Annotated in this window: 21 protein-coding genes; 11 read left to right on the top strand and 10 right to left on the bottom strand. The window is 61.2% G+C overall.

Features of this window, described 5'->3' with window-relative positions; all coding sequences use genetic code 11:
* Nucleotides 1–24: 24 nt before the first annotated feature.
* Genes QM685_RS06825 through coxB form a run of 3 tightly spaced genes read right to left on the bottom strand, consistent with a single transcriptional unit; the run spans nucleotide 25 to nucleotide 3547 of the window.
* Nucleotides 25–363: a hypothetical protein gene (locus QM685_RS06825; protein ID WP_415114065.1), complete on the bottom strand. Its 339-nt coding sequence runs from the start codon at nucleotides 361–363 to the stop codon at nucleotides 25–27.
* Nucleotides 360–2897 carry a cytochrome c oxidase subunit I gene (gene ctaD, locus QM685_RS06820; RefSeq protein ID WP_415114063.1) on the bottom strand — a complete coding sequence of 846 codons (2538 nt, stop codon included), beginning with the start codon at nucleotides 2895–2897 and terminating at the stop codon, nucleotides 360–362. The genes QM685_RS06825 and ctaD overlap by 4 nt, the downstream gene beginning before the upstream one ends.
* Entirely contained in the window at nucleotides 2894–3547 is a 654-nt protein-coding gene (gene coxB / locus QM685_RS06815) for a cytochrome c oxidase subunit II (protein ID WP_415114061.1), read from the bottom strand. Before coxB ends, ctaD begins: the two co-directional genes overlap by 4 nt.
* 84 nt (nucleotides 3548–3631) lie before the next feature.
* Here coxB and QM685_RS06810 point away from each other — a divergent pair, with 84 nt between their 5' ends.
* Complete coding sequence (locus QM685_RS06810; RefSeq protein ID WP_415114059.1) at nucleotides 3632–4144, top strand: DUF2231 domain-containing protein; 513 nt, start codon at nucleotides 3632–3634, stop codon at nucleotides 4142–4144.
* Here the strand turns inward: QM685_RS06810 and QM685_RS06805 are convergent.
* Entirely contained in the window at nucleotides 4108–4620 is a 513-nt protein-coding gene (locus QM685_RS06805) for a CopD family protein (protein WP_415114057.1), read from the bottom strand. The two genes, QM685_RS06810 and QM685_RS06805, sit on opposite strands and share 37 nt — an antisense overlap.
* Complete coding sequence (locus QM685_RS06800; protein WP_415114055.1) at nucleotides 4617–5342, bottom strand: cytochrome c oxidase assembly protein; 726 nt, start codon at nucleotides 5340–5342, stop codon at nucleotides 4617–4619. Before QM685_RS06800 ends, QM685_RS06805 begins: the two co-directional genes overlap by 4 nt.
* A 328-nt stretch (nucleotides 5343–5670) precedes the next feature.
* Between QM685_RS06800 and QM685_RS06795 the strand changes: the two genes are divergently transcribed.
* Nucleotides 5671–5817 carry a hypothetical protein gene (locus tag QM685_RS06795; RefSeq protein WP_415114053.1) on the top strand — a complete coding sequence of 49 codons (147 nt, stop codon included), beginning with the start codon at nucleotides 5671–5673 and terminating at the stop codon, nucleotides 5815–5817.
* 497 nt (nucleotides 5818–6314) lie between these two features.
* Here the strand turns inward: QM685_RS06795 and QM685_RS06790 are convergent, their stop codons facing one another.
* Nucleotides 6315–7262 (bottom strand): LysR substrate-binding domain-containing protein, encoded by a 948-nt coding sequence (locus QM685_RS06790; RefSeq protein WP_415114051.1) that lies wholly within the window; start codon nucleotides 7260–7262, stop codon nucleotides 6315–6317.
* A 152-nt stretch (nucleotides 7263–7414) separates the two neighbouring features.
* Here QM685_RS06790 and QM685_RS06785 point away from each other — a divergent pair, with 152 nt between their 5' ends.
* The 3 genes from QM685_RS06785 to scpB are packed head-to-tail and all read left to right on the top strand — an operon-like array spanning nucleotide 7415 to nucleotide 10841.
* On the top strand, nucleotides 7415–8734 hold the full coding sequence (locus tag QM685_RS06785) for an MFS transporter (protein WP_415114049.1): 1320 nt from the start codon (nucleotides 7415–7417) through the stop codon (nucleotides 8732–8734).
* Nucleotides 8735–8773: 39 nt separating this feature from the next.
* A complete protein-coding gene (locus QM685_RS06780; RefSeq protein WP_415114047.1) occupies nucleotides 8774–10033 on the top strand; it encodes a CaiB/BaiF CoA transferase family protein in 1260 nt (419 codons plus the stop codon).
* 4 nt (nucleotides 10034–10037) lie between these two features.
* Nucleotides 10038–10841, top strand: a complete 804-nt coding sequence (scpB, locus tag QM685_RS06775; RefSeq protein WP_415114045.1) for a methylmalonyl-CoA decarboxylase — start codon at nucleotides 10038–10040, stop codon at nucleotides 10839–10841.
* An 81-nt stretch (nucleotides 10842–10922) separates the two neighbouring features.
* Here scpB and QM685_RS06770 read toward each other — a convergent pair whose 3' ends face one another.
* The gene (locus QM685_RS06770) at nucleotides 10923–11873 is read right to left on the bottom strand and encodes a LysR substrate-binding domain-containing protein (RefSeq protein ID WP_415114043.1); all 951 of its coding nucleotides are present in this window, start codon (nucleotides 11871–11873) and stop codon (nucleotides 10923–10925) included.
* Between the two features lie 205 nt (nucleotides 11874–12078).
* Here QM685_RS06770 and QM685_RS06765 point away from each other — a divergent pair, with 205 nt between their 5' ends.
* Both QM685_RS06765 and QM685_RS06760 read left to right on the top strand, forming a co-directional pair.
* Nucleotides 12079–12984: an MBL fold metallo-hydrolase gene (locus tag QM685_RS06765; protein ID WP_415114041.1), complete on the top strand. Its 906-nt coding sequence runs from the start codon at nucleotides 12079–12081 to the stop codon at nucleotides 12982–12984.
* Between the two features lie 92 nt (nucleotides 12985–13076).
* On the top strand, nucleotides 13077–14258 hold the full coding sequence (locus tag QM685_RS06760) for a porin (protein ID WP_415114039.1): 1182 nt from the start codon (nucleotides 13077–13079) through the stop codon (nucleotides 14256–14258).
* Nucleotides 14259–14303: 45 nt separating this feature from the next.
* Here the strand turns inward: QM685_RS06760 and QM685_RS06755 are convergent, their stop codons facing one another.
* Nucleotides 14304–15323, bottom strand: coding sequence for a D-cysteine desulfhydrase family protein (locus QM685_RS06755; RefSeq protein ID WP_415114037.1), 1020 nt, complete (start codon nucleotides 15321–15323; stop codon nucleotides 14304–14306).
* A 409-nt stretch (nucleotides 15324–15732) separates the two neighbouring features.
* On the opposite strand from QM685_RS06755, the gene QM685_RS06750 reads away from it, so the two are divergent.
* Nucleotides 15733–17115 carry an HdeD family acid-resistance protein gene (locus QM685_RS06750; RefSeq protein ID WP_415114035.1) on the top strand — a complete coding sequence of 461 codons (1383 nt, stop codon included), beginning with the start codon at nucleotides 15733–15735 and terminating at the stop codon, nucleotides 17113–17115.
* Nucleotides 17116–17232: 117 nt separating this feature from the next.
* Here the strand turns inward: QM685_RS06750 and QM685_RS06745 are convergent, their stop codons facing one another.
* Together QM685_RS06745 and QM685_RS06740 are read right to left on the bottom strand one after the other, a co-directional pair.
* Entirely contained in the window at nucleotides 17233–18537 is a 1305-nt protein-coding gene (locus QM685_RS06745; protein WP_415114705.1) for a UDP-N-acetylglucosamine 1-carboxyvinyltransferase, read from the bottom strand.
* Between the two features lie 136 nt (nucleotides 18538–18673).
* Nucleotides 18674–19969 carry an L-fuconate dehydratase gene (locus QM685_RS06740; protein ID WP_415114033.1) on the bottom strand — a complete coding sequence of 432 codons (1296 nt, stop codon included), beginning with the start codon at nucleotides 19967–19969 and terminating at the stop codon, nucleotides 18674–18676.
* A gap of 169 nt (nucleotides 19970–20138) precedes the next feature.
* On the opposite strand from QM685_RS06740, the gene QM685_RS06735 reads away from it, so the two are divergent.
* From QM685_RS06735 to QM685_RS06725, 3 genes are all read left to right on the top strand, one after another.
* Nucleotides 20139–20900, top strand: coding sequence for a GntR family transcriptional regulator (locus tag QM685_RS06735; protein ID WP_415114031.1), 762 nt, complete (start codon nucleotides 20139–20141; stop codon nucleotides 20898–20900).
* A gap of 91 nt (nucleotides 20901–20991) precedes the next feature.
* A complete protein-coding gene (locus QM685_RS06730) occupies nucleotides 20992–22509 on the top strand; it encodes a sugar ABC transporter ATP-binding protein (RefSeq protein WP_415114026.1) in 1518 nt (505 codons plus the stop codon).
* A gap of 13 nt (nucleotides 22510–22522) precedes the next feature.
* Nucleotides 22523–23551, top strand: a complete 1029-nt coding sequence (locus QM685_RS06725) for an ABC transporter permease (protein ID WP_415114024.1) — start codon at nucleotides 22523–22525, stop codon at nucleotides 23549–23551.
* Nucleotides 23552–23629: the final 78 nt, after the last annotated feature.

The following is a 23629-nucleotide window of genomic DNA, read 5'->3' as shown; positions in this document are numbered from 1 at the left end:
GTTCGGTTCCCGCTCGGGTGGCGCTCAAACACACGTGGTGAGCAGCAGCGCGGGCCCGAAAGTAATCACGGTCGCGGCCAGCGCCGCGATCAGCGTCCAGATCACCACGGTATGCATGAACGTGCTGATGCGCTCGGGACCCGGGTCGCGGATCGTGGCAGCGCGGTAGCGCCACAGCCAGCCGAGCGCGATCAGATGCAGCAGCAGCACGAGCGCGAGACTCACGCGCAGCGTCGTGGCCGGCCAGCCGAACGCGCAGCCGATCGCATGCATCGCATAGAGGATCACGAACGCGAGGCACCAGATCGTGAAGCCGACGGCGAGCCACCACAAACGCCGTGGCGAAAGCGGACGTTCGTTCATGGCCGGGCTCCCAGCATTGCGACGAGGCCGGGCAGCGCGAGCACGAGGCCGAGCGCGATGATGCCCGTGGCAAGCGTGTAATCGACCCACAGACGCGTGAGGCGCAGGTCCGTCAGACGTCGCGCGGAAATGAAGCCGGCGCCGAGACGCAGCACGTTGCTGATCAGGAACAGCAACCCGACGCCCGCATGGATCGCGATATACGTGAGCAGCGCCGCGGCCGTCGCGCCGAGCGCATGTTCACGCGGATTCGGCGTGACGCCGTTGATCAGCATCACGTCGGCGGCGAGCGCGACGATCAGCGCGATTGCCGTCAGCGCGATCGTGCCGTGCGGTTTGCGTTCCGCGGCGGCGGCGCGCAGCGAGCCGCGCGTCGTGGCGGCCGCCACCGCGAGGCCGATCACCGTAATGAGCGCAAGCAGGCGGCTTGGTTGCGGCGTGACGGCGGCCGGCCAGTTCGGCGCGGCGATCCACAGATAGAACGTGCCGAAGACGAGCGACGTGAACAGCGTGCCGTTCGCGACCAGCGCGCAGATCAGCGAGAGCCACGACGGCGCGCCGGCCACCTCGGTATGCGGCGGCACGCTCACGCCGCGGCCGACCGGCAGCGCGCCATAATCGCGCGCATGGCCGGCGCTCTGACCCGCGTAGATGAAGAGGCCGAACGTCACGAACGCGAACGCGGCTGAAAACAGATAGAACTTGAACAGCATCGCGAGCACCGCCGCGCAGGTCACGACCGCGGTGACGAGCGGCAGATAGGTCTGGTTCGGCAGCACGATCAGTTGTTCCGGCTCGCCCGAGGTCATGTGCACGCCGAGCGTTTCCTGCCAGCCGTTGCGCGTGAAGCCGAGATAGCCTTCGCCGCGCGCGAGCGAGGTCGCGAGCTGGCCGGGCGGGACCTTTTCGGTTTCGGCATCCATGTGCGGAATCGACGCGAACGCATACGGCGCGGGCGGAATCGGCATCGCCCATTCGAGCGTGGTCGACTCCCACGGATTGCGCCGTACGCGCTGGCCGAAACGCAACTGCACGACGATGTCGATCACGACGAGCGCGAAGCCGATCGTCATCACGAAGCTGCCCACCGACGACAACAGATTGAGCCAGTTCCAGCCTTCGTCGCCGCTATACGTGAAGATGCGTCGCGGCATGCCGAGCAGGCCGGTCAGGTGCATCAGGAAGAACGTCATGTTGAAGCCGATGAACACCAGCCAGAACGCCGGCACCGAGAGCCGGTGCACGGCGGTGCGCCCGGTCAGCAGCGGCAGCCAGTAATAGAACGCCGCGAGCATCGGGAACGCGAGCGCGCCGGCCACCACGTAGTGCATGTGCGCGACGACGAAGTAGGTGTCGTGCGCCTGCCAGTCGAACGGTACCATCGCGAGCATCACGCCGGTCAGTCCGCCCGCCGTGAACACGAAGAAGAAGCCGAAGATGTACAGCATCGGCACGTCCCAGCGCGGCCGCCCATGCGACAGCGTGGCGAGCCACGCGAAGAACTGGATCGCCGTGGGCACCGCGACGATCGCCGAGCCGGCCGAGAAGAACGCGAGCGCGAGATGCGGGATACCCACCGTGAACATGTGGTGGACCCAGATGCCGAAGCTCAGGAACGCGAGCGCGATGATCGCGACGACGATCGTGCGATAGCCGACGAGGCGCCTTCTGGCGAACACCGGGATCATCGTCGACAGCACGCCCGCCATCGGCAGGAAGATGATGTACACGTCCGGGTGGCCGAACAGCCAGAACAGATGCTGCCAGAGCAGCGGATCGCCGCCGCGCGTCGGGTCGAAGAACGGCAGGTTGAACGCGCGCTCCACCTCGAGCAGGATCGAGCCGAGAATCAGCGGTGGAAACGCGACGATCATCATCATCGCGGTCACGAGGATGTACCACGCGAAGATCGGCATGCGGTCGAGCGACATGCCCGGCGCGCGCATCTTCAGGATCGAGACGACGATTTCCATCGCGAGCGAGAGCGCCGAGATCTCGACGAAGGTGATGCCGAGCAGCCACACGTCGGCATTCAGGCCCGGCGTGTAGACGTTCGAGCTCAACGGCGTGTACATGAACCAGCCGCCGTCCGGCGCGCTGCGCAGAATCAGCGAGACGGTCAGAATCGTGCCGCCGAACAGATAGCACCAGTAACCGTAGGCGGTCAGGCGCGGAAACGCGAAGTCGCGCGTGCCGAGAATTTTCGGCGTCAGGTAGACCGCGAAACTTTCCACCATCGGAATCGCGAACAGGAACAGCATCATCGACCCATGCATCGTGAAGACCTGGTTATAGGTCTCGACGTCCATGAAGGCCGCGTGCGGCGTGGCGAGCTGCACGCGCGTGAGCATGCCGAGAATCCCCGCGATCGCGAAGAACACGAACGAGGTGATCATCATGCGCATGCCGAGCACGGTATGGTTGACCGCGGCGAGCCTCTGCACGCCCTTGCCGGTGGCCCAGATCGCGGTGAGCTGGCGATGCAGTCGCAGCGCGTTCACGCCCTGTGATTGCGGCTCGATGGGCACGCTCATTTCTTTACCTCCCCGGTGGCGGCGGCGTTTTTAACTGCGGAGGAAAAATCTTCAGGACGATCGACGATCACGGTGAAGTGCATCTGCGCATGGCCGATGCCGCAAAACTCGTTGCATTGTCCGGCGTACTGGCCGGGCTGATCGGCCTGGATGCGCAGCAGGTTCTCATGTCCCGGCACCGCGTCGATCTTGCCGGCGAAACGCGGAATCCAGAATGCATGCACGACGTCCCGGCTCGTAACGGCGATATCGACCGGCCGGCCCGCCGGCAGATGCAGCACGTTGCCGGTTTCGACGTTGCCTTCGTCCGGATAGCGGAAAGTCCAGCGCCATTGCTGCGCGATCGCCTCGATACGCGCGGGCGCGTGAGCGCGCAGCGGCAACAGCAATTCGCCCGCATACAGCGCATAGCAGATCAGCGGGATCAGGATCACGGCGGGCAGCACGAGGCCGCCGAGCACGATCCAGCGCGCGGGCGAAACGCGCGAGCCCCAGCCCGGACGGAACACCGTCATCAGGAACAGCACGAGCACCATCGCGAACAGGATCGCCGCGCCGGCGAGCATCACCCACCACAACCCGGCGATCGATGCCGCCGCTGGCCCGGACGGTTCGAGCGTCGACAGCGGCCCGGCGCAGCCGGACAGCATCGCGAGCGATCCTGCTTGGACCGCCACACGCAAGAAGCTATGATGGTTTGCAGAATCACTCATTCGACGAGAGGACACTCCACTATGGCAAGCAAAGGCGATTCCGGATCTGAAAGCAGAAGCGAAGTACTGCTGGAACTGCTGCGGCTCGACAAGGGCTCGGTCGTGGCACTCGTCGGCCATCCGATTCACGTGATGATGGTGCACTTCCCGATCGCGTTCGTCGTCGCGACGCTGGGCGTGGACGTGATTTACTGGTGGACGGGCGATCCGTTCTGGGTGCGCGCCGGCCTGTGGGCCGCCGGCTTCGCCTTCTGGAGCGGAGTGGCCGCGAGCGTGGTCGGCACCGCCGAGCTGCTGCTCGTGCGTGGCATCCGTCTCAAGGAAGCAAGCTGGTCGCATGCGGTCGCCGCGATGACGCTCGTCGCGATCGCGGCCGCGAACTGGGGCGTGCGGCTTTTCTATCCCGATCAGATCTTGCCGCATGGGCTCGCATTGTCGGTGCTCGCCTCGGTGATGACGGGCTTCGCCGGCTGGCATGGGGGCAAGCTCGTGTTCGATCATGGCGTGGGCATTCTCGTTTCGCCAAAGGAGTGATGCAGCCACCGGCCAAGTCCGCCGGGCTCGAACAGATGCGGGGCGAACAGGTTCGAGTCGATGTACGGCTTGGCCAGTACGATCCAGATGATCCCGACGATCACGACGATATACGCGAGGGTCAGCACGATCCCCGCGCCGCGGCTGAAACGGCCGTTGGGCAGATACAGATCGTGCAGCACGAGACCGGCCACGACGTGCAGCATCGCCATGATGCCGACCAGCACCATCTTCGCGGTGAACCATTCGACGAACGTGGCCTGCAGGAAGATCAGCGCGGTGCCGCTCGCAATCGCAACGAAAGCCGCGGGCGAGGTCAGCTCCACATAAACGAGCCGCGTGATGCGGTGCAGCCGGTCCAGCTCGGTGCCGGCGGCGAGTCCGCGACGCTGCCAGAACAGGAACGGCAAAACGATCAGGCCGCCCGACCAGATTGCAATTGCGGCCAGATGGATGAATTTCAGAAGGATCGTCACAGGGCAGGCTCTCTGACGTGCAGGCTGGACCACGCGAGCCGGAGTCCCGCCACGAGATAAGGGATCATTGCCAGCACCCACATCAACAGGCCGGCGAGTTGCTGGTCGGCGAGCGGCGTGAGACCCCACGCGGCGGTGGTGGCGAAGTGCGCGACATAGAGCGGCACCGGTGCGAACACGATCAACGCGCCGAGCAGACCCATGTGCCCGATCGTCGCGACGAGCGCCATCAATGCGGCGCCGGTGGGCAGCGATGGCGAGAAGATGCTGCGCCACATCAACCATCCACTGCCGAGCAACGTGAGTTGCATCAGCCAGTAACCGGGCACGGTGGAGAGTCCCCACGCGTACGGACCCGGCGCATGCCACAGCCAGATAAAGACCGCATGCGCGGCGACTACCGGCACGAGCGGCGGATTCCCGAGGCGCGGCACCGGAAACGCGAGGGCGAGCAGCGGCGCGACAGCCGCGATCAGAATGATGTGATGGGTGACCCGCGCCGAGAATAATGCGGAGGACAATGCGCATAACGGCGACACGAACACGACGACCATCAGCGCGAGAGCTGCCCAGCCCGCTCGTGCATGAGCCGAGCGGCCGCTGGCTATCACGATGGCGAGGATTGCGAGCGCCGCGAGCAATAGCGGGTCGGTATTCCAGCGCAGCCAGAGGTTGTCTGGGATAGCGGCGGGACCACAGTAGGCGACCGGAAAATATGGCATGGCGCAATATCTTCAACTAGTCCGGTTCTTCAGTACGCATGTCCAGCATGCGGGAAGAAGCCGCCGGAAAATTGTCGGGATGGCTCACGATCTGTTCGATCGCCAATGTACTGTAGCTCAAATATTCTGTTTAGGGACAGCTATCCGAGAAAGTAGCCTTTTGAACGGCAAAAAATAGCAGTTCATTACGGCTACATGTCAATTGTGAACTCGAGTGAACTTGATTTATGTAATGGCATCGGCTGACGCGCGGGATGGTGCGCCGCAATACCCGCAGGATCTGTCTCCTCAGGCGTAATATGACGAGACGACGTGGCGGAGGTCCATCATGTTTCATGATCCTATTCAGATTCCGGCGATGATCGAATTGACAGTGCTGGCGATCGTGTTGATCGTCGTCAGCATTGCCCGCGCGCGGCAGCAAAGGGAGCGGGCCCGCAATCGCGCGAATGCGGCAAAGGGTGGGGCCAGATAGAGTGCGTGCGGCGTGCGCGCGGATAGTCCGGTACGACACGCCGTGCAATTGTCTTTGTGGCACGGCAATGAATGGATTGCATAGTCGGTTTGATGATTCTCTTTGCATGCGAGATCGACAGCAGAGAATTCGAATGGCAATCGCTTCTCGCACAGCATCACGAAAATAGACATTGCATAGGGACTGGCGAATTAGGCGTCGATATAGAGATGCGGCGGGTGTGGCTGCAGAGTACTTTCCGTGATTGGTTCAATAGCAGCGCTTTCGAAGCATTCGGACTATTTTGCTCACGATGCTTTCTGCTGAAATGCGATGTGTATCAGTTTCCCATGACGGGGGCTTCTAAAAATCTTGAGGGGGAAGTGGCGAAAGCTGTGCGAGTTCGAGTCTCGCCGTCGGCACCATAGTGATGTTCTGGAAGCACGAACTCTCTGAGGACGCTCAACTGAGCCGTTCGTTTCCGTAGAGGCAGGACCCCGAGCAGGCGACAGCAGTTCCTACGTGCGCCTCGAACGCCGCGGGCGCCGCCCGTTTCCAGCCGCCCATTCAGGGCGCGCACTCAGCGTTGCCACCAGCTCGCGCATCGTATCTTTGACCTTGAGGACGGCATTGCTGACGAGCGGCGTGTCTCGCCAGCAAAGAGAAAGCTCGCGTCGAAAGAGGCTGTGGTTCAGCCGCGCGAGCTTCAATTTGCCCTCGTCCAGTTCTACGTGAGCGGCAGTCCAGGGGAGAACGGTCACGCCGAGCTTCGCCATTACCGCGGCGAACAATAATGCCGTTGAACTGGCCTCGAAAAGGATTTTGCATGTCAGCCCCTTCTCGCGGAGGGCCCACTCGACGCGGCTGCGAATGGTGTTCGGCGCACTTGGCAGCACCATCGGCATCGTCGCGAGCGTGCTCAAGGTAATCGGCTCCCGAGGAAGCTCGAACTCTGGCCAGGCAATCAGATACAGGATCTCTGACAGCAGGTGTTCAGCCTGAACGCCGTGGGTCTCGACGGCATCCGCGACGATTGCCAGATCCACGCGTCCTCTTGCAATCAGGTTGTGCAAATCGGCGGTGGGGGCTTCAATGAGTTCGATCACGATTCCCGGATAGCGGTCTCGCACAGCCTCGGCAAGAGGGATGGCGAGAACCCGCGATGTGCTGGAAGGCAGCCCGACCGCAACCTTGCCCTCGGGAGATTCGGCGTCCTGCCGCAGGAGTTCGCCGGTCCGGTCGGCCTGCCGCAGCAGTTCCAATGCGTGACGATGCAGCGTTTTCCCGGACGCGGTCGGTGCAACGCCCTGGGTGCTGCGTTCGAGCAACTGGGTGCCGAGCTCGCTTTCCAGGTTTCGTATCTGTTGGCTGACGGCGGGCTGCGCAACGTGAAGTGCCTCGCTGGCGCGCGTTACATTGCCATATTCCACGACCTTTACGAAGTATCGCAACTGTCTCAGATCCACGCCGATCCTCCTGTCTCGCCATAAGAAATTACGCTCGCGCAAGAGGAATATCATATTTTTCATCGATTGCGCCACTTCTTATACTCGTCTCACATAACCGCCGCCGAACGAAAGCGCTTCACGTTCGGGCGGCAATACAAACGGAGACGACTATGCAGAAAGCCATTGTGACGGCGTCGAATGAAGCGAAGTCGCGGCGTACGCCGCTTTCGCGGGAGCAGATAGGCGGTTTCTGGGCGGTTTACCTCGGTTGGGTTCTTGATGGAGTGGACTCCGTCATCTTTGCGCTGGTGCTTGTCCCGGCGCTCACTGAACTGCTTCCGCTGTCCGGAATCAAGCCGACTCCCGGCAATCTCGGCATGTACGGTTCGATATTGTTTGCGCTGTTTCTTATCGGCTGGGGCATGTCGTTCATCTGGGGGCCCCTCGCCGACCGCTACGGACGAGTCCGTACCCTGGCCGCCAGTATTCTGATCTACTCGATTTTCACCGGTGCGGCGGCTTTCGCGCACAACGTGTGGGAGCTCGGGGCGTTCCGTCTGATTGCGGGCATCGGCGTCGGCGGGGAGTGGGCGTTGGCCGGAACCTACATTGCCGAGAGCTGGCCGGAGGATCGTCGAAAGATGGGGGCGGGTTACCTGCAAACCGGCTACTACCTTGGGTTCTTCATTGCCGCCTGGCTCAACTACACAGTCGGTGCTCAATACGGTTGGCGCGCGATGTTTCTTTGTGGCCTGGCGCCGGCTCTCCTCGCAATCTTCACCGTGCTCAAGGTGAAGGAACCAGGGAAGTGGGACCGGGCAGCGGCGCATCATTCCACGACCGCTGAACACACTGTATCGCCACTGCGTCAGATATTCGCTCCTGAATTCCGGCGGCGCACCATCACCAGCGCGGCGCTCGTCGGCGTGGCAATCGTGGGGCTGTGGGCCGGTTCCGTCTACGAGGCGAGTGCCGTTGTTAGCCTCGCGACCCGTGCCGGACTGAGTAAAGTCGACGCGATTCATCTTGCTTCGGTGGGGGCGGCAATTCTGTCCGTCGGCACCATCATCGGCTGTCTGGTTGCGCCGTATCTCGCGGAGAAAGTGGGGCGCCGGACGGCGCTTGGTCTCTATTTCGCGGGGATGGCCTGCTCCATTGCGCTGGCGTTTGGATGGGCTTTCTACCGGCCTGACGGACTCCCTCTATTCATGGCGGCGCTCGCGTTGCTGGGATTCTTCGGCGGAAACTTTGCGATTTTCTCGCTGTGGCTGCCGGAGCAGTACCCGACGCGGATTCGCGCTACTGCATTTGCGTTCAATGCATCGGTTGGCAGATTCATTGGCGCCGGGGTCAATTTCGTGCTCGCCGCGGCCATCAGTTGGCAAGGCTCGCTCGGTACGCCGGTCGCGTGGACCGCGGCAGCCTTTGGTTTGGGAATTCTCATCCTGCCTTTTGCCACCGAGACACGCCACGCGCGTCTGCCGGAGTAGCCACGGCTGGAACATGAAAGTTGCAACTGGAGACATCGCATGAAAGCTTTGCAGGGAATCAAGGTTATCGACTTGACGCGCGCGCTCTCGGGTCCGTTTTGCGCCATGGTGCTGGCCGATCTCGGTGCGGACGTCATCAAGGTCGAAACCGGTCCTGACGGCGACATGAGCCGCGCGTGGGGACCGTTCGACCGCGGTATCAGTACCTACTATCTGTCGTGCAATCGGAACAAGCGGGGTGTGTGCATCGACATGCGCGACTCGCGCGGACTGGACGCTATCAGGCGCGTCATCGACGGCGCCGACGTCGTGCTCGAGAACTTCAAGCCGGGCACGATGGAGAAAATGGGCCTGGGCTACGACGTCCTGCAAAAGACGAATCCCCGCCTGGTCATGGCCAGCATCAGTGGATTCGGCGACACGGGACCGCTCAGGGATTGGCCGGGATTCGACCAGATTGCTCAAGGCTATTCCGGCCTGATGAGTCTCACCGGATTTCCCGAAGGCGAGCCGACACGTACCGGCACGGCCATCGGGGACTTGAGTTCGGGACTCTGGCTGACCATTGCGGTGATTTCCGCGCTTTTCGAACGCGAGCGGACCGGGCAGGGCCAGCACGTCAGCACCTCGTTGCTTGCGAGCCTTGTCGGGCTTCTGAGCGTGCATGCCCAACGCTATCTGAGCCTCGGCAATGTTCCGGCCCGCACGGGAAACGCTCATTCGGTCATCGCCCCGTATGGTGTGTTCGAGACCGCGGATGGCCCGCTCAACATCGCGCCGATAACCACGGAGATGTGGCGCCGGCTGTGTCAGCTTCTCGACCTTCCACAACTGCCGGGCGACCCGCGTTTTGCGACCAACGAATCTCGTGTAGCCAATCGGGGCGAGTTGAAAGAGATTCTCGAAAGCCGTCTGAAGACCAGAGGCAAACTCGAGTGGACCGCGCTCTTTGTCGGCGCCGGACTGCCTGCCGGGCCAATCAACACGCTCGAGGAAGTGTTCGCGGACCCGCAGGTTCGGCACTGTGAGCTCGTTGAGGAAGTGCATCATCGAATCCTTGGGCAAGTGCGTCAGGTCCCGACTCCCGTGTTCAATGCATCGGAAGACGGCAAGCCGGCTGCCCGTGCGGCGACGCGCCATGCGCCGCCGGCGCTGGGCGAGCACTCCGCCGAGGTACTGCGCGAGAGCGGCTTTAGCGAGTCGGAGATCCATGAGCTAACCTCCACAGGTGTGCTTTATCAAATCCCCAGCGTGCCGGCACAGGAATCCGGGCACGATCTGGCTCAGCATGTGGAGTAACGAAATGAGTACGATTGCACCGGAAGAACCGGTAGAGGTCAGCACCGAACTGATCGACGGCGGCATTGCGAAGGTGATATTTCGCAATGCCGCCAGGCATCATGCGTTGAACGCGGAACTGCTAGGCGCACTTGAAGCCCGGTTGACGACTCTTGCGTCGCAACGGGTGCCCGTTGTGATTTTGACGAGCGGTGCGGGTGAAAAGGTCTGGAGTGCGGGCCACGACCTCGGTGAGCTCGACACCGACCACGACCCGATTGCGTGGGGCAAGCCACTGGAGCGTGTCTTGCGGCAGATCCGCACCTACCCGGGCGTGGTAATCGCGATGGTTTCGGGTTCTGTATGGGGCGGGGCGGTAGACCTCGTGATGAGCTGCGACCTCGTCGTGGCCGACACGACGGTCCGCCTTGCGATGACACCGGCCAACATCGGTCTGCCATACTGCACGAGCGGTCTGCTCCGGTTCATCCATAACCTGCCGATTCATATCCTGAAGGAGATGTTCTTCTGCGCGCGTCCGCTGGAGGCGGACGAGGCTGAGCGCCACGGCGTGCTTAACCGCGTGGTTCAGCCAGCCGATATCGAGGCCGTTGCCTTGCAGATGGCCAGAGACATTGCGACCAAAGCCCCATTGGCAATCGCCGCGGTCAAGGAGCAATTGCGCATCCTCGAAGACGTCGTGCCGGTGCCTGTCGATGCGATGGAAAGAATCGCGGAACTGCGCAGACAGGCTTGTTCCGGGGAGGATATGCATGAAGGGCTGAAAGCATTCGCACAGCGCCGTCCTCCACAATTCAAAGGCCGGTGAGCGGCGCGGCAGTGCGAGCGATGCTCGCGCTGCCCGATGCTTTTCCGGTGATGGCAACGCTGTTTTCCGTGCGTCTGAAAGTCACTTTCGTCGCGACGCGGCAATCTCTTCTCCCGCGCGCCGCACGAGCCGCGCGAAAATCTGCAATGCGGGCGCCTGGCGAGTTTGCGAGCGCGTGACGAGTCCCACCGCGGGCATCGCCCATTCGTTCAGCGCCTCGAGGATGGCCAGCACGCCAAGCTTCCGGTATTCGACCGCGATCACGCGAGGCAGAAACGCGAGCCAGTCGGTCTCCTGCAACACCTGAAGATTCACGAGCACCGAAACGGATTCCACCTTGGGGATCGGCGACGGAATCTGCCTGTCGGCGAAAAAACGGCGGATCGATGCACGCAGCGGTGCGTCCGCACCAGGAAAGATCCACTCGGCGGACGCAAGCATGGCCGGCGTGATCTTCCTGCGCTTTGCGAGCGGATGACTGCTGCGCGCGACGATGCAAACGTCTTCCTCGAATAGCACCTCGCGGCAGAACGGCGCGGCCGCCGTTCCTTCTCCGAGCCTGCCGACGATGCAGTCGAGCTTTCCCTGTGCGAGCCCGGCGAGCATCCAGTCGAGCGCGCCCTCGTGAAACTCGGTGACGACGCGCGGCGCGTCCTTTTCCATCAGTGCGAGCACACGAGTCAGCAGACCGGGGACCGCGACCGGCATGATGCCGACGCGCACTTTTCCCTGCGCGCCATTCGCGAGCAGTTCGAGATCGCCGCCGAGCTTCTGCATTTCGCTCAGCATGATCCGCGCATGGTCGATGACGATCTGCGTCGCCGCGGTGGGCCGCAAGCCATGCGAATGACGCTCGAACAGACGCGTGCCGAACAGTTCTTCCAGTTCGCGCAATGCCTTGCTTGCCGCAGGCTGCGTCATGTGAAGACGTTCGGCCGCCCGATGAATGCTCAGCGTATCCGCGAGCGCCACCAGCAACGCGAAGTGACGCGCTCTCAATCGCGCGAGCAGATGCTGTTCGACGACAGTCATGGAATACCCCGATATCAGTAAGTTATCGCCTCCCGAAAACAAAGCATTACTGCGCGTCGGGAACTTCGTGTCATTTTATCGCCGTGTACCAACCATTCGACGAGTCGATAAAACGGAGACATCTGTGCGCCACGCGTTACGTCAATTTGCCCTTCTGATCGCATTTATCGCGGCATCGAGTTGTGCGCCGACCTTTGCCGCGACGATGAAAGTCACGCTTCTCGGTACGGGTACGCCCATTCTCAACATCAATCGTTTTGGCATTAGCGTGCTCGTCGAGGCGGGGACGCAAAAGCTGCTATTCGACGCCGGACGCGGCGCGGCCATGCGCTTGCATCAGCAACAGATTCCGCTGCGCGATCTCTCGGCGATCTTTATCAGCCTGCTGAATTCCGACCATATCACCGGACTGCCGGACATTTACGCCACCGCGCCGTTGCCGACGGACGATGGACGTCTGCGCAAGCCGTTGCTTCTGTTCGGTCCGGACGGCATCGACAACGTGGCGCGCGGCACCGAACTGCTGTTCAAGGATCAGAACCGCATGCGCATGCTCGAGGGTGAGGTGGTCGAGCCGGCCACGCATATCATCGCAAAACGCGTCGAACCCGGTGTCGTGTATGAAAAGGATGGCGTGAAGGTGATTGCGTTTCTGATCGAGCATGGCCACGTGAAGCCGGATTACGGTTATCGCGTCGAATACGGCGGACATTCCGTGGTCGTCACCGACGACACGACATATTCAGCGAATCTGGTTGCACACGCAAAGGATGCCGATCTGCTCGTGCAGAGCGTTGCAATCGGCAGCCGTGCGCTGGAGAAGGCCGCGCCTGATTATGTGAACCACTTCTATGGTTATCTCGCGAGCCCGGAGAAGGCGGCGCGCATTCTCGTGGAAGCACGGCCGAAGCTCGCGGTCTTCGCACATATCTCGCTGTATAGCCGCCCTGGCATACCGCGCGCGCGCGTCGACGAATTGCGCGAACGGGTTCAGTCGGTCTATGACGGAAAGTTCGTTATCGGCGAAGACCTGATGTCGTTCGACATCGATGAGCACGGTGTCAGGCAGGCCGAATACTCGCCGGAGATCCGGCAAAAAGAACCCGTCTGAGCGCATTCCGGACCATTCATTCAATAAACGCGCGGATCCGAAGCAGGTCCGCGCGGGATAGCCCCTGAGCGGACGAAATGGAGACTGACGCAATGAAGAAGTTACTCGTTGCCACGGCGGCAATGGCTGCTGTTTCAGGTATTGCCCACGCGCAGAGCAGCGTTACGCTGTACGGCATTATCGACGACGGATTGCTGTTCAGCACGAACAGTAAAGGCGGACACCTGTATAGCCTGTCGAGCAGCATTCTGCAGGGAAGCCGGTGGGGACTGCGAGGTTCCGAAGATCTCGGCGGCGGCCTCAAGGCGATCTTCGTACTGGAAAACGGCTTCGATCCGAACACCGGCAAGCTCGCTCAGGGCGGACTCGGATTCGGCCGCCAGGCTTTCGTTGGGCTGGCGGGCAATTATGGTTCGCTGACGTTGGGACGTCAGTACGATCTCGTAGTCGATTACGTGGGCGTATTGGGCGTCGCGCGGCAGTGGGGCGGCATCATCTCCGCGCATCCCGGCGATGTCGATAACTTCAACAACGCTTATCGTGTCAATAACGCGATCAAGTACACGAGCGCGAACTACGGCGGTCTGACGTTTGGTGGCCTTTATAGTCCCGGCGGCGTGGCGGGCGACGTGACCCGCAATCAGATCTATTCGTTCGGTGCAGGCTATACGAATGGTCCGCTGACCTTGGGCGCGGGTTATCTGAATGTCCGTAACCCGAATGTGAGCTTCTTTGGCAATAGCACGTCGGGGACGATCGCGACGAATGTGTCGAACGTCACGTCACCGGTGTACTCGGGATATGGGTCGGCGAACACCTATCAGGTGATTGCGGCGGGCGGCGCGTATACGTTCGGCGCGGCAACGGTCGGCGCGACGTATTCGAACATCAGATTTTTGAATCTCGGTAGCTCATATGCGTCCGCGTTTGCGGGGCAATCCGTCAGGTTCAACAGCGCGGAACTCAATTTCCGTTACCAGTTGACGCCCGCGCTGCTGATCGGCGCCGCCTATCACTATACGAAGGGCGGCGATATCGACGGACAGACGGGCGCTACGTATCACCAGGGGCAATTGGGCGTCGACTATTTTCTGTCGAAACGTACCGACGTGTATCTGATCGGCGTGTATCAGCACGCTTCGGGAAATGCAGTCGAGACGAATAGCAAGGGCGTCGATGTGGTGATGCCCGCGGTGGCGGCGATCAACAATCTGACGCCGTCGTCGAATCAGAATCAGGCGGCGGTGCGTGTCGGGATACGGCATAAGTTCTGAAGCGTGTGACTTTGCCGCGGGTGTCGTATGGAATCAGCTCCTGACTCAGAACTCGCTGCGGTAGGCAAACAGACCGGGAAGTCCGCCGCTCATGACGAATAGAATCTTCTGTCCGGCCGGGTACTTCCCGGTGGTCACGTTTTCGACGAGTCCCGCGAAGGCTTTTCCGCTATATACAGGGTCGAGCAAAAGACCTTCCTTCGATGCCATCAGCCGAACGGCGGCGCGCATGCTGTCGGTCGGCATGCCATAGCCCGGCCCGAGCTGCGCTTCGTCGATCGAAATGGCGTCGCGCTCCACGCGAAGATTCGCGGCGATGAGTTGGACCGTCTGATTCGCTTTATCGAGCGTGGTGGCGTGTGCGTGGCTCGCATTGCCTAGTACGGTGAACGCGTCAATATTCGACGGGTCCAGTCCCATTGCGACAAAACCCGCGACCAGCCCTGCGTGCATGCCGCTGCTTCCGTTCGGCACGACGATCCGATCGAAAGGCAAACCTCGTGCATGCGACTGAGCGACGATTTCGGCCGCGCAGTCAACATAACCGAGGCACCCGGTCGGACTCGAGCCGCCCAGCGGACACACATAGACGTTGCGGCCCTGCGTGCGCAGTTCATTGGCGCGATCTTCGGCGAATTGCAGTGCATTCGCGGAGCCGGGCAGATCATGCACGCGCGCGCCGAACAATGCATCGAGGACGATGTTGCCGTTCTCTATATAGTCGTGGTCGAATCGTGGCACGGTTCTCGTCAGCACCAGCTCGCATTCGAGCCCGATGCGCGCGGCCGCGGCCGCCGTGAGCCGCGCGTGATTCGATTGCCGCGCGCCGACGGTGATGATGGTGTCGGCGCCGCGAGCCAATGCTTCTCCGATCAGGAACTCGAGCTTCCTCAGTTTGTTGCCGCCGCCGCCGAGTCCGGTCACATCGTCCCTTTTGACGTAAATGTCCGCGCCGCCGAGGTGAGCGCTCAGCCGGGGGAGATGCTGGATCGGAGTCGGGCCGTCGAGAAGAGCGCGGCGCGGGAAGGCTGAAAGGTCGAGAGCAGGTGCCAGGGCAGGGTTCATGATGTTGCGAAGTCGGCGAGTTTCCTGAAATCGCGATTGGCTTTCGTCGCGTCCAGGAAGCTGTTGCCCGAATCCCACGGACTGGCGCAAACCGCCACGACATTATGCAGCATGACCGGGGTTACGGTTCCGCGTCACATTGGTGAAATGGCAACGTAACCTGATTAGCCTGATCTCGATTGCGAATGTGCGCAATTTCACATTTCTGAAAGCGCATTGAAAATCGGCCCCGATTGCAATACGATCGCTGACGTCAGGATCGATCGTCTGCACATGCAAACATGATATCGATCATTTGTTGGGCCATATTTACCGGATAACGTCCTGTCTGGAATGATTGCCTTGGCTGATTCCCGGAAGAGGGCGGGCACTGTCAGTCAAGCGAGATTCTGGAAACGAGGGAGTCGTTATGGTTCGGCTGGTATTGCTGTTGCTCGGTGTCGACTATCTCCGCAAGCGTGCGCGCGCCATTTTCGCGATCGGTATCGTATGGCTGGTCGCCGGTATCGTCGTATTCGTGGACGCGCTCGACAATGCGACCTATTTCCCGATCAATTTTTTCGCGTGGCTCTTTCTGCTGGAAGGGCTGGCAACGCTCGCCGTCGCCTGGACCGGCGTTGGCGGCCAACGCGTATTGCGTTATGTGAAGGGATTCGCTGTCGTCGGTGCGTCGATGCTGATTTTTGCGGGGCATCATCACGGCAATTTCGTGCTGTCGATGATCTTCGGTACCTTGTTTCTCGTCGACGGGCTGCTGCAGTGCATCTCCGCCTGGATAGTCCGCTACCGGCGCTGGAAGGTCGCGTTCTCATGGGGCGTCGTCGAAATTCTGCTTGCGGTGTTCTTCTATCAGCCCTATCCGACCCATTATGTTGGCACGCTGCCATACAGCCTCGGGCTGTTTCTGTTCTTCGGCGGTCTCAATCTGATCACGCTTGCCGCGCGCGTGCGGCGTCTTGCAAGGAATCCGGCGCTGAACGCGTCGAGCCAACCTGCGATCCAGTCCGATCGCGGAACACCCGAAGCCGGTCGAGTCTTTGCGGAGAGCGGGTGGGACGGTCCGCCGGCCGACAACGAGCCTGCATTGACCGTGCATGTATGGACGCCCACGGGCTCGTCGAAAGCTCCTGCACAACAGCAACTGATCGTCGATCGCTATATCGCGGCCGTCGACGTCAACGGCGTCATATCGACCGGCCACGCGGCGCTGGAATCGCCCGATGGTATCTACATCAGCCTGTATCCGGGTGTCGAGATCGATCGCTCTCCGGGCGAATTCGGGCGCATCTTGCGCGCGACGAAGGAGAACGACGTACCCGGCCTGTTCCAGCCCGACTATGCGACCGAATCGAAAGCGTGGTGCCCGTCGACGGTGCAGGTGCGAATTCGCAATTACGATCCCGAGAAATTGCGCGCTTTCTGGGACCGATATCGGAAAGACACCACCTACAACCTGACCTATCGTAATTGCTCCAGCACGGTATCGAACGCACTCGAGGCGGCAATTGACGGCGCCGCCGCACGTTTGCGAGGCGGCAAGGCAAACTGGATGAGCTTTCTGCGAATCCTTGCCACGCCGGAGCTTTGGGTGGCGGCACAGATCCGTAAGCGTGCGGTTACGATGGCATGGACACCGGGACTCACGCTCGACTACGCGAGAGCATTGAGCATGCTCGCGGACCCGCGGCCGTTCGTGTGGTGGAAGGTCGCTCGCGGCGCGCTGCACGGAATGACGAAACGCCGAAAAGAGTGGCGCGACCAGGATTCGAACGCGACTGGAACGCGCACCTGACGCCGCACACGGGTATGCCGGTCGGAGCGGCGAGTTTCATCCGTCGGCGCATGTGTTCAATACGCGGATCAGGTGGCGATCTGCTTGCGAACTGCGGGTAAATTTATCGTGGAGCTTCTAAAGCTCACCACTCGTCCATTCCACATTCGCGCCCACCGAGCGCAGATTTTCCACGAAATTCGGATGAGCGCGCCGGATCGGCAGCGCATTGATGATTTCCGAACGTCCCTCGATACTGGCGGCAACCATCAGCAACGCGATGGCCACGCGAATGATGTAAGGGCTTTCGACTTTCGCGGGACTCAACGGAAGCCCGCCGAACGTGATCAGCCGATGCGGATCGGACAGAAACACATGCGCGCCGAACTTCGAAAGCTCGACGGACCAGCCCATCGCACCGTCATAGACCTTGTTCCAGAACATCGCACTGCCTTCGGCTTTCACGCCGAGCGCAATGAAGATCGGCAGAAGATCGACCGGCAGGTACGGCCACGGCGCCGCTTCCACCTTGGTCAGAATGTTCTGCGTGAAAGGCCGGCGCACGCGTAATGCACCGTCCCGAATCGCACGCGACCAGCCATCGCGATGCTCGACCTGCACACCGAACTTCGCAAAGGTCCGATCGATCAGCGGAAACTGTTCGGGCGCGGTATTTCGGACCACGATGTCGCCTCCGGTGATCGCGCCCAGCGCGAGGAACGTCGTGATTTCGTGGAAATCCTCGCTAAAGCGGAATTCTCCGCCGCCGAGCTTCTGGCCGCCCTCGACGCTGACGCGCGACGTGCCGATACCGTCGACCGGCACGCCCAGCATGCCCAGAAAGCGGCAAAACTCCTGCACGTGCGGCTCCGACGCCGCATTGACCAACGTCGACGTGCCGCTGGCCGCGGCGGCGCACAGCACGAAGTTCTCGGTGGTCGTGACCGACGCGTAATCGAGCCAATGATGATTGGCCGTCATCCGGCCCGTTGCGCGCACGATCAGCGAATCGGCCGTCCGTTCGATGTGCGCGCCGAAGCGTTCGAACACCTCGACGTGCGGGTCGATTTCGCGCACGCCTAGCGTGCAGCCCTTGACGTCGTTCTCGAGGCGCGCGACCCCAAAACGCGCGAGCAACGGCGGCACGAGCATGATCGACGAGCGCATTTCCTCGGGCAGGTGGTGCACGGCCGGATCGAATGTGGTTGCGTGGTGGTGCAGATCGAGGACGCCGCTCGCGAAATCCATCGACACATCGCTACCGAGCATGCGGAAGATATCGAGGATCTTCCTGACGTCGGTGATTTCAGGCACGCCGATGAGACGGAGCGGCTGGTCGGTGAGCAGGGTGGCGCAAAGAATGGGTAGAACGGCGTTCTTGTTGGCGGATGGCGCGATCTCGCCGCTTAGCGGGAGACCGCCATGTACGATCAGGTTGGACATGTCTGGAATAGGCGGGCGAGTGAGGAGGCAAGGCCAATATGATGCCACTGGAGAACGAGCGGAAGATAGCCCGAAATTCAGTATCTCCCCCTCGCTGTTTTCTCTCCTGCTGTTTCCCCATTTCGTCCGCCTGCTCTTACCCCTTCCAGGCGTCCCCTTCGGGAAACGAATATTGCTCCAGCGATTCCGCAAAGATCTCGATGCTATACCCCGGTTTTTGCGGCGGCATATAGCGGCCATTGCGGATCACGACCGGATCGACGAAATGCTCGTGCAGATGATCGACGTATTCGAGCACACGATTTTCCAGTGACGCCGACACGCAGATATAGTCGAACAGCGAAATATGCTGCACGTATTCGCACAAACCCACACCGCCCGCATGTGGGCACACCGGCACACCGAACTTTGCCGCCATCAGCAGCACGACGAGAACTTCGTTGAGTCCGCCGAGCCGACAACTGTCGACCTGGCAGAAGTCGATTGCCCGTGCCTGCAACAGCTGCTTGAACATCACGCGATTGTGGCAGTGCTCGCCGGTTGCGACGCCGATCGGGCCGAGCCGCGCACGAATGGCCGCGTGGCCGAGAATGTCGTCGGGACTGGTCGGCTCCTCGATCCACCACGGGTCGAATTCCGCGAGACGGCGCATGTTCGTGATCGCTTCATCGACGTCCCAGACCTGATTCGCGTCCATCATCAGTTTCAGGTTCTCGCCTATCTCCTCGCGCAGGATGCGCGCGCGCCGCACGTCTTCGTCGATGTCGCCGCCGACCTTCTGCTTGAAATGCGTCCAGCCCTGCGCGACGCCTTCGCGCGCGAGACGGCGAATCTTCTCGTCGTCGTAACCGAGCCAGCCGGCGGAAGTCGTATACGCCGGATAGCCGAGCGCGATCATTTCCTGTTCGCGCTCGCCTTTGGTCTTCGCGTGGCGATGCAGTATCGCGAGTGCTTCATGAGGCGTGATCGCATCCGTCACGTAGCGGAAGTCCAGGCAGCGCACGAGTTCTTCCGGACTCATGTCGACCAGCAGCTTCCATACAGGCTTACCAACAGCTTTCGCCCATAAGTCCCATACGGCATTCACGACCGCCGCGGTGGCCAGATGAATCGCGCCCTTGTCGGGGCCGATCCAGCGCAATTGGCTATCCGATGTAAACGCGCGCCAGAACGCCCCCATATTCGCGGCGATATCTTCGAGCTTTTTGCCGACGACAAGCGGTGTCAACGCATTGACGGCCGTCACGCAGATTTCGTTGCCGCGCCCGATCGTAAACGTGAGGCCGTGGCCCGTCAGATCCGGTGAGTCGGTTTCGAGCGTGACGTAAGTGGCGGAGTAGTCCGGCGCGGCATTCATTGCGTCGGAGCCATCCAGTGAACGTGAAGTGGGAAACCGGATGTCCCGAACGGACAGCCTTGTGATCGTAGTCATTTGAGCGCCCTCCGGGGCTATGGCTAGCGGCTTTTCGCCTGCAAACGCAGACGGATCGGTTTCGTACGCACGCGAAGCGCGCATTCCCGTTCGCGTACAGGTGCGCCTGTATTGCCAGATCATTGCCAGGCATTTGTACGCGTTGACAACACGGAATTCGCTTTCTAGCATGCTAGCATGTCTTCTCGAAATCAAGAGCGCCGTGAATTCGTCAGTCGATCTGGAGAGTGCCGCGAGTAATCCGTATGCCGCGCTGCAAAAAGTCAGGGGCGGCGAGCGCGGCAGTTTGACCGACGCGGTCGAAGCGGCATTGAGAGAAGCGATTCTGACGCTGGCGTTGGAACCGGGCTTGATGATCGACAAGATCGCGGTCTGCGAGCGGATGGGCGTATCGCGCTTTCCCGTTTCGTCAGCGTTGGCGAGGCTTGCGCATGCGGGTCTCGTCGAGGTGTTGCCGCAGCGCGGCACGCGCGTCAAACCGATCGCGCTCGACGACATCCGCCAGCATCTGTTTATCCGCAGCGCGCTGGAGGTCGAAACCGTGCGTGGCGTTGCGCTGATGCGCGATCGGGCAACGCTCGATGCATTGGCAAGCAATCTCGACAAGCAGCGCAGTCTGGCTGGAAGCGGCGAGCGTCTTGCGTTTCATGAACTCGATCTGGCGTTTCACGAAATCCTGCTCGACGCGGTAAAACTGCCGCGCGTGAAGGAAATCGTCGCGGTATCGCGCAATGCGCTGGATCGCGCGAGGCAATTGCTGGCAAGTCCCGAACGGCTCGTGCATACGCTCGAGGAACACGAACGCATCTTCAAGGCGCTTGGCGACGGCGACGGCGACGCGGCCGCGAAAGCGATGCACGAACATCTCGAGCAGGTGGTCGCCGAACTGCACCGGTCCGCGAAAGCACGGCCGGATCTTTTCGAGCCATAAATGAAAGTTGCAGGGAAGGCCGTTGTAAAAGCCGTAATGACAGCCGCAGTACAAGCGCTGGAGACATAGGCAGCCGTCGGCAGATCCGCACATGAACCCACTCATTTCCGTCAACAAGCTCTGTAAAAGCTTTCCGGGCGTAAGGGCGCTGCATGACGTCCGCTTCGAACTGATGGCCGGCGAGGTCCATGCGTTGATGGGCGAGAACGGCGCGGGCAAGTCGACGCTGATGAAAATTCTCGCCGGCGTCTATACGCGCGATTCGGGCGAAATTCTTTACGACGGCAAACCGGTCGACTTTCAGGGCCCGCGCGACGCGCAGGCGGTAGGCATCGGCATCATTCATCAGGAACTGCAACTGATGAATCATCTGAGCGTCGCGCAGAACATGTTTATCGGCCGCGAACCGCGCAAGGGTTTCGGTCTTTTTCTCGACGAAGACAAACTCAATGCGCAGGCGCACGAGATCCTCGCCCGCATGCATGTGAAGCTCGATCCGCGCACGATGGTCGGCACGCTGACGGTGGCGAGCCAGCAGATGGTCGAAATCGCCAAGGCCCTGTCTTTCGATTCGCGGGTACTGATCATGGACGAGCCTACGTCCGCGCTCAACGACGTGGAGATCGCCGAGCTGTTTCGCATCATCCGTCAATTGAAAGAGCGCGGCGTCGGCGTCGTTTATATCTCGCACAAGATGGACGAGCTGAAGCAGATTACCGATCGCGTCACCGTGATGCGCGACGGCGAGTATGTGGCCACCATGCCGACCGAGGGCACGAGTGTCGAGACGATCATCGGCATGATGGTCGGACGAACGCTGACCGACGTGACGCCTGTGCAGAGCGCGCCGGCGAGAGGCGATATCGCGCTCGAAGTGAAAAATCTCGTCGCGGGTCCGCTGGTGCGCGACGTCAGCTTCGAATTGCGTCAGGGCGAAATACTCGGTTTTGCGGGCTTGATGGGCGCGGGCCGCACCGAGGTTGCGCGCGCGGTGTTCGGTGCCGATCCGGTCGAATCCGGCGAGATTCTGGTGAAAGGCGTGAAAGCGTCGATTAAAAAGCCGAGCGATGCGGTCAGGCGCGGCATCGGCTATCTGTCGGAAGATCGCAAGCGTTTCGGCCTCGCCACCGGCATGGATGTCGAATCGAATATCGTGATGTCCGATCTCGGCAAGTTCCTGTCGTTCAATATGTTCCTGCGCCGCGCGCAGATACGCAAAAGGGCGCAGCACTTCATCGGTCTTCTCTCGATTCGCACGCCGTCCGCGACGCAGCAGGTGCGGCTTCTGTCGGGCGGTAACCAGCAGAAGATCGTGATCGCGAAATGGCTCGAGCGCGACTGCGACGTGCTGTTCTTCGACGAACCGACACGCGGCATCGACGTCGGCGCGAAAAGCGAAATCTACAAGCTGCTGCGCTCGCTGGCGGCCCAGGGTAAGGCGATCGTGATGATCTCGTCGGAGCTGCCGGAAATCCTGCGCATGAGCGATCGCATCGTCGTGATGTGCGAAGGCCGCATTACCGGCGAGCTCTCCGCCAGTGAAGCGACACAGGAACGCATCATGCATCTCGCGACGCAGCGCGAAACCCTGAAAACGGCTCAAGCCTGAAGAGGTTCCCGACATGACATTGCAAACGGATACGGCGGCGCTGGATAACGAAAGACGAATTTCCAGCCTGAGAGCCCGCATCTTCGCGCCGACCGCGCTGCAAAAAATGCTCGCGTTCGCGAGCCTGATTCTGCTGTTGATCTTTTTCAGTTTCGCGTCGCCCGCTTTCATGCAGATGGACAACATCCTCGGCATTCTGCAGGCGACCGCGGTGAACGGCGTACTCGCGATCGCCTGCACGTTCGTAATCATCACCGGCGGCATCGATCTGTCGGTCGGCACGTTGATGACGTTCACCGCCGTTATTTGCGGCGTGTTTCTCACCTTCTGGCATTTGCCGATGTGGGCGGGCGTTCTTGCGGCAATTGCAACGGGCGCGGTTTGCGGAACGGTGTCGGGGACGCTCGTCGCCAAAATGAAGATTCCGCCGTTCATCGCCACGCTCGGCATGATGATGCTGTTGAAGGGACTTTCGCTCGTCGTGTCGGCGGACAAGCCGATCTACTTCACCGATACCGAGAACTTCTACCGGATCTCGCAAGATTCACTGATCGGTTATGCGCTGCCGGGCATGCCGATTCCGAATGCGGTACTGATCCTGTTCTTCCTCGCGATCGTGAGTTCGATCGCGCTCAATCGCACGGCACTCGGCCGCTATACGTTCGCACTCGGCAGCAATGAAGAAGCGGTGCGGCTTTCGGGCGTCAACGTCGACCGCTGGAAGATTGCGATTTACGGCGTAGGCGGCGCGATTTGCGGCGTCGCGGGTTTGCTGATCGCGTCGCGTCTGAATTCGGCGCAACCGGCGCTCGGCCAGGGTTACGAGCTCGATGCGATCGCCGCGGTCGTGATCGGCGGCACGTCGCTGAGCGGCGGCTCGGGAACGATTCTCGGCACCATCATCGGTGCTTTCATCATGAGCGTGCTGACCAACGGACTGCGCATCATGTCGGTTGCGCAGGAGTGGCAGATCGTGGTGACCGGTCTCATCATCATTCTGGCGGTTTACGCGGACATCCTGCGGCGCAGCCGGAGGGGATGACGCGGAAAGAGAAGAACGAAAACGCAGGAGCAGGAGAAAGGGGAGCACCCGGAGGCTCCCTCAATGGCTTGATAGCCC

The organism is Paraburkholderia sp., from assembly GCF_047605525.1.
Taxonomy (GTDB): Bacteria; Pseudomonadota; Gammaproteobacteria; order Burkholderiales; family Burkholderiaceae; genus Paraburkholderia.
The sequence above is the reverse complement of the archived record's forward strand: the minus strand, read 5'-3'. Positions and strand labels throughout refer to the sequence as shown.